This is a genomic window from Vibrio zhugei (assembly GCF_003716875.1).
Taxonomy (GTDB): Bacteria; Pseudomonadota; Gammaproteobacteria; order Enterobacterales; family Vibrionaceae; genus Vibrio; species Vibrio zhugei.
Window position 1 is genome coordinate 1,414,988 of record NZ_CP033078.1, and the last position, 14,550, is coordinate 1,429,537.

Here is a 14,550-nt window from a genome sequence, read left to right on the forward strand (position 1 = left end):
ACTTATACTGAATGGCACGTGGAAACTCTGGCTTATCTTACCTGTATCTCACAGTGATTAGCAACTCACTGGCGCGTTCAATCATATTTATGCATAACACGTGTTATTCGCTTTTGGTTATCTCATCAATCAATACGATGGCGTGGTTTAAGTAGTCTCCGCCAAACAGATAGCAGTGATTCAAGATATGATACAGGTTATAAATGGCTTTGCGATGCCAGTAGCCATCATCCAGTGGCCAAATCGAGTGATAGCCATCATAAAACGCGGCTGGAAATTCGCCAAACAGTTCTGTCATAGCGAGGTCACATTCACGATCGCCCCAGTAGCTAGCAGGGTCATAGCATATCGGTGCAGAAGGCGTTTGTCCGACATTGCCTCGCCATAAATCGCCATGAAGTAGAGCCGGTTTCGGGTGGTGATGAGACAACCGTTCTTTGATCAGTGCGACAAATGCCTCAATTTCCACCAAGGCCATATTCTTTTCTTTAAGTAATTGTAGCTGCCAACCAATGCGCTGTTCGGCAAAAAACTGATGCCACTTATTGGTCCACACATTTGGCTGTGGGGTCGCGCCAATAAAATTATCGTCGTCATAGCCATATTGCTTTTGTTCTCCCCATTGGTGCAGCTTAGCCAGTTGTTGACCCAACTGATAACTGCAAGACTCTGACTGTAATGGAGAACTTGGAAGGTCTTCTAGTATGATAAAGGCGTGACTTTTTGTTTGACCGCTAATGATGGCTTTAGGAACCATAATAGTGTGCGTGTGAGATAAACGCGTGAGAGAGTCTTCTTCTGCTTGATATTGAGGAAGGAAATCTCGGGTATTGACCTTGACCACATAGCTATCGAGGCCATTGCTGATACGGTAAACATGGCTAATATTGCCGCCGTCGATCGCTTGTTTCTCTTTTATCGGAAAAGCGTGACCCAACGCTTGTGTCAGTTGTTCACTAATGGATGCCCACATCGTCGCCCCCTAAATTGGCATGACTTGATACTGAGAGTGTAGTGAATTAGAGACAGATTAGAAATCCGGTTCTCTACGTTCCGTGATACCGATTAATTTTACCTGTTACGCTGACGAGTATTATTATGCCCGCTAGAGTATTCTCATGAGCTTTGACTATAATAGTATTTTAGGGTTCATGTCGAGTGAACTGTGAGTAGGCAGTACACAATATTAAGAGAAATACCTGCAAATTACAGCAAAGCATTTGTCACAGTTAGGTGTCATCGCTTAGTATAAAGAAACGCAATTAATCCAAGCATTTGAAGCGGAGAAACAAAGTGGTTGTAGATACCGATGGTTACCTAGCACTGATCGAACATCTTTCCTTTAATCTTGATATTTTTACTAAAGATGGCGATATCGGTGAAGAAAGTATTGAAGATGTGGTGACTGACATGGTGGCAAGTAACATTATGGCCATTTTTGAACAAAACCCTGAGCTCCATTCAAGTATTCGCTTTAAGCTTTTAAAGGAAGCGGATGCGGTGGTTGAAGATTTGGGAGAAGTCTTGGCTGGGGTATGGGAAAAAAATGCCACGAATGAGCAAATTCGTTTTCTGGATGAATATGTTGCTTTGTTGAAAAACTTATTTGACTCAGCCGTTGCCACTTACGATTAATGCTCAATCTCGTCTCATTTGTTGATATGACGAAATTGCCAAAATCGAGCCGCCCAATACGGGTTATTCAATCGTGAAATCATTACGCCTTTGGATGATGAGGCGTGGATAAATCTTTGCTTACCTAAATATAAGCCCACGTGTTTCTCATTTTTAGTGATATGAAAGAAGACCAAATCGCCATAACGAGCATGGGATGGCGCAATACGCTTTCCCACTAAACTTTGTTGTTTGGTGGTTCTGGGAAGCGCCACTTGCCAAGTTTTTTCATAGGCAATTTGAACCAATGCTGAGCAATCCACACCTGTTGGTGTGGTTCCGCCCCAGCGGTAGGGAACACCGCGCCACTTTTCATAGAATTGATTCAGTGGCCTAGGCTGAGAGAGACTCTCCTGGTTTATGGTTGTTCGCGTTTCTGGGGGAGATGACGCTGAAGGGGTGGTGTTGCATCCAGACAAACTGACAACAACAAATAGAATAACCGTGACTGATCGTGTCCATGTGTTTAGGAGCCCAACAGTGAGATGTGATGTTGTCATAATGTCCTTGAGTGAGAGAAATCTAAGCATTTCTAGTGCACCATAACTAAATTATTACTGTGTCAATAAACAACACATTCCCAGTAAAATTTAATCACCGCGACCATTATTTATCTATATTACGGCGAAAGGGCAGGCAAATTAAACGATCTAACCATTGCTCGCGACTTCTTCTTGCAAAAGATAAACCTAACCGCATGGCGGGATGACCCAGCAAAGGATCAATGATATGCGTCCCTAATGACCGATCCCAGAAAGAAAAGACAAAGCCTAAATTACTATTATGTTCTTTTTCATTCAAACTGTGATGAATACGGTGGACGTCCGGTGTGACGATGAGCCAGCGCAATTGACGCTCTCTCAGGGGATGCAGTTTGATATTACAGTGATTAAAAATAAGCATACCACTAAAAAGTAATTCATAGACGACAACCCCTAATACTGGCGCACCCAGTAGAGTGACGGCACCGATTCGTACCCACAACATTAATAAAAACTCGATCGGGTGAAAACGAAGTGCTGTTGAAGTATCAAGGTCAGTATCGCTATGGTGTACTTGATGTACTCGCCACAACACAGGTAAACGATGCATCAATACATGAAAAAGATAGAGGGCTAAATCCAGCGCCAATACTGTCACGATAACAGCGATATAGGGGTTAATATTCAGTGTAACTAAAATGCCAAAATTGTGTTCTCGTGCCCACAATGCGGAACTTATCGCAAAGAAAGGAATGATGAAATGTGACAACGTCATGTTAATAGCGAATAACGAGAAGTGATTGAGCCAACGTAAGATTTTGACTTGTGCTAAGGTGCGCCGTGGTCGATTGGATTCCCAAATTGCGAGCACCAAAAATACCAGTAAGAAAAATCCCCACTGCAGCCAAGCATTATAGTAATTCATGGTTAATCCTTTTTACCAACGAACGGTTTTATTCAGCATTTATCAAAGTTTACTAGCGAACTGTCACCGGTATACGTAGAATTCTCATTATGGTTTTTTATTTAAGCATGTCATGAGAATTCACGGCTTCCATCATTTGTATCAATTCAGACTCAAACAATCAACTAAACCTTTTATTGCGAGAGGGGCGCAAATTACACGCTGTATGTATTGCCGCGTAGCCGAGTCATTATGTTTATGTGCCCACCAACCCGATATCAACACCCGTGTCGCGGCAATGTTGATCGTCTCGGAGAATGAAGTGTTTAAACCGAGTAATACTGGGCGATTAATCGCGGATACGATTAAAGATACCAGCGTTTTTCAATGGCACCGAACAGAGCCTTGCGCAGACATGTTGGCGCAACTCGCGGATGAAAAATATGCGCCTGTACTGGTATTCCCCGCAACCAGTGTCGAGGAGAAGGCCAAAGTCGTCACTGCATCATCATTCGTCGCCGATGACAAAATACCGCTCTTGGTCTTCATTGATGGCAGTTGGCGTGAAGCTAGGCGTATTTATCGAAAATCCGCCTATTTACAGTCTTTGCCAATGATGTCAATTACACCTGATACGGTTTCTGATTATATTATGCGTAAGTCTGAGAACGAGCAGTACTTGGCAACCGCCGAAGTGGCCTCATTGATTTTGCAAGAAATAGGGGAACCACAGGCAGCAAACGCTTTGCACTATTGGTTTAACGCCTTTAAAGAAACCTATTTAATGACGAAGAGCCGAGGTGTGGCCGATGACTCTCGACCACAGCTATCCTTATATTTACAATGGAAAAAACGGTTCACGTCGATAGAGGCACACCGCACATAGGTTACGATGGTAACGTGATGACAGTAAGAGGATGTCCCATGTATTATGGATTTGATATTGGTGGTACAAAAATTGAGTTTGGCGCTTTCAATAATCAGTTAGAGCGCGTGGCGAAAGAACGCTTAGCGACCAGTACTGATGATTATGACCAATTACTTGAATCGATCATCGAATTGGTCGAACGTCATGATAAGAAGTTTGGTGAAAAAGGGAAAATCGGTATTGGCCTACCGGGGATGGAAAATGCCAAAGACGGGACTCTGCTCACCGTGAACATTCCCGCAGCGAATGGCAAAGAGTTACGTCAGGACTTGCAAGAAAAGTTACAGCGTGACGTAAATATCGAAAATGATGCGAACTGCTTTGCTCTCTCCGAAGCATGGGACGATGAATTCCAAGGCCAAGGTTCGGTATTAGGGTTGATTATGGGAACGGGATTTGGCGGCGGTATTATTATTGATGGCCAAGTGCTGTCTGGACGCAATCACGTTGCTGGCGAAGTCGGTCATATGCGTGTGCCAATTGATGCATGGTTTGCATTAGGAGACAATCCACCTTTACTGGAATGCGGTTGCGGTAAACAAGGCTGCCTAGATAATTATTTATCTGGTCGTGGCTTTGAAACGCTTTATGCGCACGATTATGATGAACAATGTTCGGCGGAAGACATCATTAAAGCGTATCAGTCCAATGAGAAAAATGCGGTGGCGTTTGTCGATCGCTACTTAGAGTTTACTGCCATCTGTTTTGGCGGTTTGTTCACAGCCTTGGACCCTGGGGTTGTTGTGCTGGGTGGCGGGTTATCAAACTTTGAATTGTTGTATGAAGAACTTCCTAAACGCATTCCTCGTTATCTGATGTCGGTCGCAACCTGCCCTAAAATTATTCAAGCTCGTCATGGCGATTCCGGCGGCGTTCGCGGCGCGGCATTCCTGAATTTAGACACCTCGAAATGAGTGACGCACAGTGATACAGCATGCTCATGCCAGAGAATAGAAAGGGGCGCTAGAGAGCTCCCCTTACATAGATTCCATTCTTACTTCTGAGTCGGTTTTTTACCAATACCAACATTTTCTTTCGGCTTTAGCGTGATACGAGTAAAACCTAATTGACGAAAATGATTGTCACGATAATTACGCACTGCTTTTGTATCCGAGATCGCTTCAATTTGTTGCTCCATTTTCAGGTAATGGGTTAAATCGATCCCTTCTGCTGCAGCGACGGCTTCATGTGCTGAGCGATATTCTTGATAAGAGAAGACAAGGGTCTTTTCTTCATCATTATACGTGTACAGAATAGTACGAGACATAGTCGTTTCTCTTATTTCATAATCTTGACTGGCGAATTCTGCCTTGAACTCACCTAATTGTCACGCATTACACGGCATTTATTACTAGAATCAACACACATCTAATGATGGCGACGATGGGGAAATGAGACGATAGTCTTCTATTTCCTCAAGAGAATTAATATTAACAAACGCGTACGCTTCATCATTGAACACAACGTGACGGTGACTCAATTGCCTGATGAAGCCCATGAGACGGCGCTCTCCAGCGGCAAGATAGGCTTCAAGAACCGGTAAGCAACGACGCCGGATGACCACGAACGCTGGCTGTACTCGCTCCCCATCGCTTGCGACAAACGCGTCCATACCGTCGTCTTCTTGTTGACAGAAGCGTGCAATGAGTTGGCTGTGAAGAAACGGACTATCGCACGGTGAAAAACCGACCCAAGGCGTTTGAGCATGTTGTAAACCAGAATGCATCCCCGCTAATGGACCCAGATACCCCGGCCATATATCCTCAATCACGCGCCCATAGTGGGCGTAATCTTCGATATGACGATTAGCATTAATTAAAATAGGAGTGGGCAGTTGTTGTCGTAAGCGAGTTAACACGTGTTCGACAAGTGGTTGATCTTGGAATATCACGAGCCCTTTGTCGTTATGGTGCATGCGTGTTGCTTGACCGCCAGCCAAAATGACCCAGGTCATGTCTTTAGGATCGATCATGATAAAACTCCGTTGTAATCACTGGTTTATGCCTGTGTAAAAGAAAGAGAGAAATCATCGCTGTGAGTGATGGTTTCTGGCTTACTCAGCGTATTAATTCGCCTTTTCTGGTTTACGTTCTACCTTTAATAGAGGAGATGTCTCCTGATTCGAAGGTGATGTACTTGATGATGACCAACGGCTCAGATAATAAACCTGTCTACCAAGCTTATTCCGTCTTACTGGCTAGTGCTTCGCGGCAAACAACGGCCGCACTGACCGAGCATTTCGCATCGTGGTTTAGCACATGTGTTGTCGTCGATAATGTGATAGACGTTGCTAAAGCCATGAAAGAATATCAATACGATGTGGTGATTATTGATCCCACGCTTTTCGCCGATCACACGCAAGTATTCGAACAGATACAAGCATGGCATCGTCAGTATTCTCAAGTGTTACTGCTGATCGAACAAGACCAGCTAAAATCCGTATTTACATACTGGTATCGTTCTTACGCGTCATTCATCATTACCCCAGTCAATATACAGCAAGCCAGCCATGTGATTCATCATTGCATGCGAACCATTCAGCAGAACCACAAGGCCGTGCTACTCGCCCAAGACTTTTCTCGACATCATTCGCATAAGATCATTGGTGAATCCGAGTTCACCTTAGCGCTTAAGCAGAGTACACATCTACGTTGCCATGATACCACACCACTGTTAATTGAAGGAGAGCCGGGGACGGGGAAAGAACTGGTCGCTCGGCGTCTACATGCACTTAGCTTGCGCGATGGACCTTTTGTGCCATTAGCTGGGCATATTTCTCAAGAAGATACCTTGGAGCAAATATTGTACGGGCAACACCGTAATACCATGCAAAGTAAAGTGTACCAGCCGGGATTACTGAAACGAGCCAATGGAGGAACCCTGTATATTGATGAAATAGACAATCTACCGATTGGCGTACAGAAGAGACTACTCAACGTTTTTGATACCGGGCACATTCGTCCAGTGGGAGCGGATTATGATTTGCCGATTGATGTGCGGGTCGTTATGGCGACCAATCGTCCTCTCTGTGATCAACTGGTTGCTCGCAGTCCATCACCGTTACTCGGCCGCCTGTATGCCGACCGTCTCACGGTCATACCATTAAGACAACGCAAGTCGGATTTAAAGTTGCTGTTGCCTTATTTCGCAAAGCGGCTCTGTCGCGACTTATGTTTACCTCTCCCAGGGTGGACAGAAGAAGACATCGCCATCATTCGTGATTATCATTGGCCGGGAAATGTCAGAGAGCTGAAGAATCTCGTCGAAAACTGCATTCTACTGAAACAATCTCCCTCAGATTATTGGTTACGCACCCATTCGATGTCCTATAAAACGCCCGTCACTGTGACAGTTTCGAATGGCATGAGCATGCCGACACTTCATGAGGACCACCAGTTCGATCCACGTCAGCCGCATGATTATCCGCATAACTGGACTCTCAAAGACGTAGAACGACATCATATTGAACAGGTCGTTCGTGCGCATCAGGGGAATCGCTCCTCGGCTGCGAAAGTGCTTGGCGTCAATCGCAAAACACTGGAACGAAAATTCAAAGAGTGGGGGAAGGTGATGACACTGTCGGATAAAACGGCGTTTTTTCAGTAAAAAGGGTGGCTTGACTCTTTTTTTATAACACGATTTATTTACACTGGTATTGGGTTACAGTCCGTTACCATTGGCTTGGTTGTTATTACCTGCATAACATGGTGACACTGTCACATAAATGAACACACCAACCATGGATAAAAGGATCAATCATGAAGTTTCCTTATCGTAATATCGTTGTCCTCACTGGCGCTGGTATTTCAGCAGAATCTGGTATCCAAACCTTTCGCAGTGAAGATGGCTTATGGGAACAGCATCGTATTGAAGATGTGGCAACCCCTGAAGGGTTTGCCCGAGACCCTGATTTAGTTCAAGAATTTTATAATCAACGGCGTCGTGATTTGCAAAAAACCGACATTCAACCGAATGCGGCTCATCAAGCTTTAGGACAATTAGAACGCGAATTAGAAGGTAACGTCACGATCATCACGCAAAATATTGACAATTTACATGAGCGTGGCGGCAGTCAGCATGTGCTGCATATGCACGGTGAGCTATTGAAATCGCGATGCACCGAATCACAGCAAACGGTCGAGCAAAAGACGGATCTTCATACGGGCGATCTGTGTCATTGTTGCCAAATGCCTTCGCAATTGCGACCTCACATCGTTTGGTTTGGTGAAATGCCATTATTTATGGGCGATATCTATCAGGCCATCCAAGAGGCGGATTTGTTCATTGCTATCGGCACATCTGGCGTTGTTTATCCTGCTGCCGGTCTTGTGCATGAGGCCAAAATAGCTGGCGCGCATACTATCGAAGTAAACATTGAACCTAGCGCCGTGCAAACGGAATTTGCCGAGAAACGCTATGGGAAAGCCAGTATTGAGGTCCCTAAACTGGTCGATGAGCTGTTGGCGTTACAAACAGAGTAACGTTGCTTTCACTGAGCTCATCCAATAAAAAAGCCACTTTCATCGAAAGTGGCTTTGGCTTATTCAGTTGTTAGGCAGACCAATTACTGACTCACTTTCAGCTTTTGGAATAGCTCTTCATAAAGTGCAGAAGCTTCGCCCACATCGTCTTGGAAAACGCCGTTTTTCATGACATCAGCTGGCGGGAAGACACTGGTATCATTCTTATACGATTTCGGTAGATATTGGTACGCCGTTTTCACCGGAGTTGGGTAGCCAGTCATTTGCGAAATCTTCGCTGCGTTTTGTGGCTCCAATAAGAAATCAATCATTTTGTAAGCCGCATCAACATTCTTCGCACCTGTTGGAATGGAAAGGTTATCCATCCAGAAGATAGCGCCTTTCTTAGGCCAAGCGATTTCAATCGGAGCACCGTCTTTATGCGCCGCGTAAGCCGAACCATTCCAAAGCATACCCAAGGTTACTTCACCAGCCATATAAGGACGAGCTGGGAAATCGGAGTTAAACACCAACACATTTGGCATGAGCTTTTTCAGTTCTTCATACGCTTCATGGATTTTCTTAGGATCCGTAGTATTAGGGCTATAGCCAAGTTTCACTAGAGCGATATGGAAGACTTCACGAGCGTCATCCATTAACATCAGTTGACCTTCGTAGTCTTTATCCCATAACTGACTCCAGCTAGTGAACTTAGACTTATCATGATATTCGGTGTTCACACCAATGCCAGTCGCTCCCCATACGTACGGGATGGAATAATCACTGTGCGGATCGAAAGACTTGTTGAGGTAGTTGGGATCGATATCTTTAAAATGGCTTAATTTTGAATGATCGATTTTTTGAATCATTCCTTCTTTGCGCATTTTAGAAACGAAATATGTTGAAGGTACAACAAGATCATACCCGGTTTTTTGCGTCTTCAACTTCGCATACATCGTCTCATTCGACTCATAAGTCGAATAAATGACTTTGATACCCGTTTGCTTAGTGAAGTCTTGTAACACTTCTTGTGGGATATATTCAGACCAGTTGTAAAAGTAGAGCACATTGTCATCTTGTGCCATTGCACTACCGCTGAATAGTGCTGATGCGCATAACATGCCAGCATACAATTTATTTTTCATTACGTTTCCATGTCTAGTTTATTGAAATGATACGTTGAGTGTCTTTTCACTCAGAGCTTCCACTCAGAATGTGATTACTCAATAAGTGCGTGTTACTACGCTTCATGACAACCATGCACCATACTATCGCCTCGAACCTCGAGAAATGGCCAATCGCGCATGAGTTTCTCGCACAATGATGAAAGCGAACAGTCACGCTTCCATCATTGTAGTCGATTTGGGAAGAATTACGGTTTTCCGTCTCGTGCCAGCCACTGTGATCCCATGACCAACAATAGGGATAAGACCAGCATAACCGTCGCTAAGGCATTCACATCTGGAGAGAGTCCGATGCGAACCATCGAGTAAATCTTCAATGGTAAGATTTCATAACTCGGCCCAGTGACAAAAGAGCTGATAATGACATCGTCCAAAGACAGAGTGAAACTCAACAGCCAACCTGCGGCAACCGCTGGCTTTGCTAATGGAATGATAATGCTTTTTAAAATCGTCCACTCACCCGCGCCGAGATCTTTCGCCGCTTCTAACATTTTGACATCAAACCCGTTGAGACGGCTGTAAACGGTAATAACAACAAACGGTAGACAAAACGTAATGTGCGCGATCAATAATGTCATCAAGCCCAGCTGCGCTCCCAGCACCAAAAATAGGGCTAAAAACGAAATGGCCATAACAATATCTGGCGACATCATGACAACAAAAAGCAGGCCACTGACCATGGCTTTTCCCTTAAATTGGTAACGAAATAGCGCTACAGCAGTTAATGTACCGATAATGGTTGCCGCAGTGGCGGAAATAACCGAGACCGTGAGCGAGTGCCACGCCGCTTGCATTAAGCTGTCATTATGCACTAATGATTCATACCATTTAGTGGTAAACCCTTGCCAACGCAAGCCAAAACGACTGGCATTGAATGAGTTAACAATCAAAACCACAATGGGGAGATACAAAAACAGGTAGATCACCCCAACAAAGCTAAATTTAATCGATTTTCCCATTAATCCAGCTCCACTTTTTTATTTAGGAGTTTGCTTGCTCGATAGTAAGCATACATTAATAAGGCCATCACAATGGTCAAAGCGATACTGGTTGCCGCACCAAATGGCCAATCGCGAGCATTCAGTACTTGACTCTTAATCACATTACCCACCAATGGGTTCTTCGCTCCGCCAAGTAAATCAGAAACATAGAACATCCCCAATGCTGGCAGTAACACCAGCAGGCACCCACCAATGATTCCAGGCATGGTCAAAGGAAACACAATCTTCAACAAGATTTGTATCTTGTTAGCGCCGAGATCGCGTGCTGCTTCTAAAAATGTTTTGTCCAATTTTTCAATCGATGAATACAAAGGCAAAATCATAAATGGCAATAAAATGTACACCAATCCAATCATGACAGCCGTCTCGGAGTACATAATACGAATAGGGCGGTCAATAATATTGAGAGACAGTAACGCGGTATTCAATACACCGTGAGTTCCCAGCACCATTTTCATTCCATAGGTACGAATAAGCGAGTTTGTCCAAAAGGGAATGATCACCAAAAACAACATAAAGCTGCGCCATTTCGCTGGCATTTTAGTAATCAGATACGCAAATGGATACCCCAAGATCAGACAAAAAAATGTCGCCAGAATCGCCATATAGAACGAATGTGCAAGCACCTTCGCATAGAGAGGATCAATTAAGCGAAAATAGTTATCAAACGTTAGGTCAAAGCTCAGCAGGTTCGCGTCATCTTTGGTTAAAAAGCTTGTACCAATGATCATTAAATTTGGTACCAACACAAATAACGTGAGCCAACCTACAACTAAAAAAACAATGGTCTTTTGTAGATTAAACTTACGCTTCGTCATCGAGAATAACCTCCCAGCTTTCCACCCAAGTGACCGAGACTTTTTGTCCAATGGAGTGATCAACATCAGGGTCATCTTCATTGAAAAACTCACTGATCATCACGATGTCACCCGATTCCATTTCAACTTCTGAATCCAGCGTCATCCCTTTATAGGTACGATCACGCACGTAACCAACCAATCCTTTTGATTCCGCTTGTGAGATTTCTTCAATACGTAAGTCTTCGGGGCGAAGTAGAACTTGTAACTTCTGGCCCGCTTCAATCGGCTTTTTGTAGTAGACACTGTTGTCCACGCCATGAATGCTCACTAAAATACGTTCTGCATCCAAACGTTCTTTGGCGACGGCAGGGAATACATTAATTTCACCGATAAAACGCGCGACAAAGAGATTTTTAGGCTCTTCGTAAATTTCGCGAGGGCTACCATCTTGTTCAATCACGCCATCACGCATCACGATAATGCGATCCGACATCGATAAGGCTTCTTCCTGATCGTGCGTCACGAAGATAAAGGTAATACCAAGCTTACGCTGCAACTGCTTTAACTCAGTTTGCATTTGTTTACGCAGCTTATAGTCCAATGCAGAAAGCGACTCATCGAGAAGCAATACCTTGGGCTTATTAACCACAGCACGTGCAATTGCAATCCGTTGTTGTTGGCCACCGGAAAGCTGATGGGGACGTCGCTGCGCCATATGATCAAGACGCACCATGCTCAACACTTCCATGACACGTGGTTCAATCTCTGCACTTGGCACTTTTTGCATGCGCAAGCCAAAGGCCACATTGTCAAATACGGTCATGTGAGGGAAGAGGGCGTAACTTTGAAAAACAGTATTTACATGACGGCTTTCAGCCGGTGTTTCTGTGACATCTTGATTGTCTAACAAGATGGAACCAGAATCGACACTTTCGAAGCCTGCGATCATTCTTAATACGGTCGTTTTACCACAGCCAGAAGGGCCAAGAATAGTGAGAAACTCACCGTGGTTTACGTTTAAATCTAAATCAGAAATGATTTCCTTGCCATCAAAACTCTTCGTCACGTGAGTCAGTTTGATGACTGTATTTTCAGCGGAATGCTCGTTATTCAACGTCTGTTTTTCTCCTACCTTGGTCTAGCGTGGTTTAGTCAAATTTAACCATGTGTCATATACTGATCCGCGCATCATAATCATCGCGAACGGGAAGTCAAAACATTTTAGTCTCTGGATGAAAAAAATCCGTTACATACACTAACAATTTAACTATGTTAGGACAGCCCATAATGGTAAAGAATGTCTATTATTGAGCCAAAAACCACACATGAGTCACATTACTCATTTAGTCGTATCACACATTACCGTATAATAACGCATGACTTTTGTGAAATAATGACTCGCAATCAGGTTTGCATGAATCTCAGTCTCGGCTGAGATTTTTTAACACTCCATTCAGCCCACTAGAGCAGTGTATGAATAACGAAACAGAAAAAGATTTCAACTTAGGCGGTAGTATTGATACTGCGCTTTCTGGACAATATCAACTGAGCATTACTAGCGTGTTTAAAGAAGCTTGGGATTGCACCATCAAGCACTTTCTTTCATTTAGTCCAGCGATTATTTTATTAGCCATTTTGCAATTAGCCATTTTCTTTCTCGCGCTGCATTTCCAAGTCTCCAATGTGACCGAAATCTTTGAGAACTTTGCAAAAAATGGCAAATTACCCGAAGGGTTCATGCGTTCATTGTATATCGCGAATTTTAGTTACGAAGTGATTAGCGCCCCTTTCTATGCCGGCGTGTCACTAATGGCAATGAGCCATGCTGTCGGTTTAAAGACCACAACCAAGCAAATCGGAAGCGGATTACAGTACACCATTCCTGTTATTATCGTTACGTTAGTCAGTTTGGTTTTGCAAGGCATCGCCAATTTGTTGGTTCCTGTCATTTCACTCTATCTCTCTTTAGCGTTTACCAACGCAGGGTTACTTGTTTGTGAAAAGCGGATTCGCCCCTTTAATGCATTGTGGATATCGTTACGTGCAGCCAACCGCAAACTTCTGCAGCTAGCCGTCATTTATGCGGTGATAATGGGTTTATTTCTTGCGGCATTAATGTTTTATGGCATAGGCTTAGTATTGGTTCTGCCTTTTTTCTTTCATGTTAAAGGGATCATATATCGTAATATGTTCGGCGTGCGCTTAAAAATTGTCGCGACTCCGCATGATGATAGCAATGATAGTGGAGGGGAAAATGATCAAGACAAACCAAGCCAAATCTTTAATGCGTAATATTCTCATTGTTGGTGTCGTGGCGATTTTAGCCAGTTGCGGCTATCAACTGGTTACCAAAACAACGGATAGTGAATCGAGCAAAGATAGCTACCAACGCCAAAGTATGGGCCCACCGCCAGATTTTGCTGCCATGCACAATATTGATGCACGTAAAGCGGAGTTTTTCGATTATATGCGTGATGGCATACAAAACGAGAATCAACGCATACTGCATGAACGCCAACAGCTTAAACAAATCAAGCAAACTTTAGACAACGGGGACACGCTATCCAAGAAGGAAAAAGTGAACGCCAAACTCTTAGGAGAGCTTTATGATTTGAAAATTAACGGCGGTGTAGTGACCAAGAAATGGGTCAATCATATGCTACGTAGAGTGGATGTGATACCCGAAGCCCTTGCGTTATCTCAAGCCGCGAACGAATCGGCGTGGGGAACCTCACGATTTGCCAGAAATGCCAATAACTTTTTTGGACAATGGTGTTATCAATCGGGATGCGGCCTAGTACCCAAACAACGAGGGGCCGACATGACGCATGAAGTTGCGAAGTTTTCTTCCGTGAGTCAATCGATCCATCGTTACTTTATGAATGTGAATCGCAATAAAGCTTATCAGCCACTGCGTCATATTCGTTATGAACGACGCCAACGAGGTGAAAAAATTCTCAGTACACAAGCGGCGCTCAAACTGGTTCAGGGCTTAACCAATTATTCTGAACGTGGGCAAGAGTATGTCAATATTATCAGTTCAATGATTAAGCATAACGAGCAATATTGGGAATATTAAAAAGACAAACGTTGGTGATGAAAAAAGGCTACCTAGGG

At 43.9% G+C, this 14,550-nt stretch carries 16 protein-coding genes; 7 read left to right on the plus strand and 9 right to left on the minus strand.

All coding sequences use genetic code 11. From position 1 onward, the window contains the following. Positions 1-103 precede the first annotated feature (103 nt). Positions 104-973, minus strand: coding sequence for a fructosamine kinase family protein (locus EAE30_RS11815; RefSeq protein WP_123016100.1), 870 nt, complete (start codon positions 971-973; stop codon positions 104-106). Positions 974-1,293: 320 nt separating this feature from the next. Here EAE30_RS11815 and EAE30_RS11820 point away from each other — a divergent pair, with 320 nt between their 5' ends. Further along, positions 1,294-1,635, plus strand: coding sequence for a DUF3802 family protein (locus EAE30_RS11820; RefSeq protein WP_123016101.1), 342 nt, complete (start codon positions 1,294-1,296; stop codon positions 1,633-1,635). Positions 1,636-1,649: 14 nt separating this feature from the next. Here the strand turns inward: EAE30_RS11820 and EAE30_RS11825 are convergent, their stop codons facing one another. Both EAE30_RS11825 and EAE30_RS11830 read right to left on the minus strand, forming a co-directional pair. After that, positions 1,650-2,174, minus strand: coding sequence for a C40 family peptidase (locus EAE30_RS11825; RefSeq protein WP_123016102.1), 525 nt, complete (start codon positions 2,172-2,174; stop codon positions 1,650-1,652). A 106-nt stretch (positions 2,175-2,280) separates the two neighbouring features. Further along, entirely contained in the window at positions 2,281-3,081 is an 801-nt protein-coding gene (locus EAE30_RS11830) for a sterol desaturase family protein (RefSeq protein WP_123016103.1), read from the minus strand. A gap of 112 nt (positions 3,082-3,193) precedes the next feature. On the opposite strand from EAE30_RS11830, the gene EAE30_RS11835 reads away from it, so the two are divergent. Together EAE30_RS11835 and nagK are read left to right on the plus strand one after the other, a co-directional pair. Continuing rightward, on the plus strand, positions 3,194-3,946 hold the full coding sequence (locus EAE30_RS11835; protein ID WP_123016104.1) for a tRNA-uridine aminocarboxypropyltransferase: 753 nt from the start codon (positions 3,194-3,196) through the stop codon (positions 3,944-3,946). A 38-nt stretch (positions 3,947-3,984) separates the two neighbouring features. Further along, complete coding sequence (gene nagK, locus EAE30_RS11840) at positions 3,985-4,902, plus strand: N-acetylglucosamine kinase (protein ID WP_123016105.1); 918 nt, start codon at positions 3,985-3,987, stop codon at positions 4,900-4,902. Positions 4,903-4,982: 80 nt separating this feature from the next. Here nagK and EAE30_RS11845 read toward each other — a convergent pair whose 3' ends face one another. Further along, positions 4,983-5,255: a DUF2960 family protein gene (locus EAE30_RS11845; RefSeq protein WP_123016106.1), complete on the minus strand. Its 273-nt coding sequence runs from the start codon at positions 5,253-5,255 to the stop codon at positions 4,983-4,985. Between the two features lie 90 nt (positions 5,256-5,345). Further along, on the minus strand, positions 5,346-5,960 hold the full coding sequence (mobA, locus tag EAE30_RS11850) for a molybdenum cofactor guanylyltransferase MobA (RefSeq protein ID WP_123016107.1): 615 nt from the start codon (positions 5,958-5,960) through the stop codon (positions 5,346-5,348). 167 nt (positions 5,961-6,127) lie between these two features. On the opposite strand from mobA, the gene EAE30_RS11855 reads away from it, so the two are divergent. Both EAE30_RS11855 and cobB read left to right on the plus strand, forming a co-directional pair. After that, positions 6,128-7,594 carry a sigma-54-dependent transcriptional regulator gene (locus tag EAE30_RS11855; protein WP_241967776.1) on the plus strand — a complete coding sequence of 489 codons (1,467 nt, stop codon included), beginning with the start codon at positions 6,128-6,130 and terminating at the stop codon, positions 7,592-7,594. 152 nt (positions 7,595-7,746) lie between these two features. Beyond that, positions 7,747-8,469, plus strand: a complete 723-nt coding sequence (cobB, locus tag EAE30_RS11860; RefSeq protein ID WP_123016109.1) for a Sir2 family NAD+-dependent deacetylase — start codon at positions 7,747-7,749, stop codon at positions 8,467-8,469. Between the two features lie 83 nt (positions 8,470-8,552). On the opposite strand, the gene EAE30_RS11865 is transcribed toward cobB, so the two are convergent. From EAE30_RS11865 to potA, 4 genes are all read right to left on the minus strand, one after another. Beyond that, the gene (locus EAE30_RS11865) at positions 8,553-9,593 is read right to left on the minus strand and encodes an extracellular solute-binding protein (protein ID WP_123016110.1); all 1,041 of its coding nucleotides are present in this window, start codon (positions 9,591-9,593) and stop codon (positions 8,553-8,555) included. Between the two features lie 227 nt (positions 9,594-9,820). Then, a complete protein-coding gene (potC, locus tag EAE30_RS11870) occupies positions 9,821-10,591 on the minus strand; it encodes a spermidine/putrescine ABC transporter permease PotC (RefSeq protein WP_123016111.1) in 771 nt (256 codons plus the stop codon). After that, positions 10,591-11,451 (minus strand): spermidine/putrescine ABC transporter permease PotB, encoded by an 861-nt coding sequence (potB, locus tag EAE30_RS11875; RefSeq protein ID WP_123016112.1) that lies wholly within the window; start codon positions 11,449-11,451, stop codon positions 10,591-10,593. Before potB ends, potC begins: the two co-directional genes overlap by 1 nt. Further along, entirely contained in the window at positions 11,438-12,547 is a 1,110-nt protein-coding gene (potA, locus tag EAE30_RS11880; protein WP_123016113.1) for a spermidine/putrescine ABC transporter ATP-binding protein PotA, read from the minus strand. The genes potB and potA overlap by 14 nt, the downstream gene beginning before the upstream one ends. 359 nt (positions 12,548-12,906) lie before the next feature. Here potA and EAE30_RS11885 point away from each other — a divergent pair, with 359 nt between their 5' ends. Beyond that, positions 12,907-13,725 (plus strand): DUF2189 domain-containing protein, encoded by an 819-nt coding sequence (locus EAE30_RS11885; protein ID WP_123016114.1) that lies wholly within the window; start codon positions 12,907-12,909, stop codon positions 13,723-13,725. Beyond that, a complete protein-coding gene (locus EAE30_RS11890; protein ID WP_241967765.1) occupies positions 13,688-14,512 on the plus strand; it encodes a glucosaminidase domain-containing protein in 825 nt (274 codons plus the stop codon). The genes EAE30_RS11885 and EAE30_RS11890 overlap by 38 nt, the downstream gene beginning before the upstream one ends. The last annotated feature ends 38 nt before the right edge of the window (positions 14,513-14,550 follow it).

Coding starts and splice junctions, on each gene's coding strand:
- EAE30_RS11815 (WP_123016100.1), bottom strand. CDS start 973: ATGTGGGCATCCATTAGTGAACAACTGACACAAGCGTTGGGTCACGCT.
- EAE30_RS11825 (WP_123016102.1), bottom strand. CDS start 2,174: ATGACAACATCACATCTCACTGTTGGGCTCCTAAACACATGGACACGA.
- EAE30_RS11830 (WP_123016103.1), bottom strand. CDS start 3,081: ATGAATTACTATAATGCTTGGCTGCAGTGGGGATTTTTCTTACTGGTA.
- EAE30_RS11835 (WP_123016104.1), top strand. CDS start 3,194: ATGAGAATTCACGGCTTCCATCATTTGTATCAATTCAGACTCAAACAA.
- nagK (WP_123016105.1), top strand. CDS start 3,985: ATGTATTATGGATTTGATATTGGTGGTACAAAAATTGAGTTTGGCGCT.
- EAE30_RS11845 (WP_123016106.1), bottom strand. CDS start 5,255: ATGTCTCGTACTATTCTGTACACGTATAATGATGAAGAAAAGACCCTT.
- mobA (WP_123016107.1), bottom strand. CDS start 5,960: ATGATCGATCCTAAAGACATGACCTGGGTCATTTTGGCTGGCGGTCAA.
- EAE30_RS11855 (WP_241967776.1), top strand. CDS start 6,128: ATGATGACCAACGGCTCAGATAATAAACCTGTCTACCAAGCTTATTCC.
- cobB (WP_123016109.1), top strand. CDS start 7,747: ATGAAGTTTCCTTATCGTAATATCGTTGTCCTCACTGGCGCTGGTATT.
- EAE30_RS11865 (WP_123016110.1), bottom strand. CDS start 9,593: ATGAAAAATAAATTGTATGCTGGCATGTTATGCGCATCAGCACTATTC.
- potC (WP_123016111.1), bottom strand. CDS start 10,591: ATGGGAAAATCGATTAAATTTAGCTTTGTTGGGGTGATCTACCTGTTT.
- potB (WP_123016112.1), bottom strand. CDS start 11,451: ATGACGAAGCGTAAGTTTAATCTACAAAAGACCATTGTTTTTTTAGTT.
- EAE30_RS11885 (WP_123016114.1), top strand. CDS start 12,907: ATGAATAACGAAACAGAAAAAGATTTCAACTTAGGCGGTAGTATTGAT.
- EAE30_RS11890 (WP_241967765.1), top strand. CDS start 13,688: ATGATCAAGACAAACCAAGCCAAATCTTTAATGCGTAATATTCTCATT.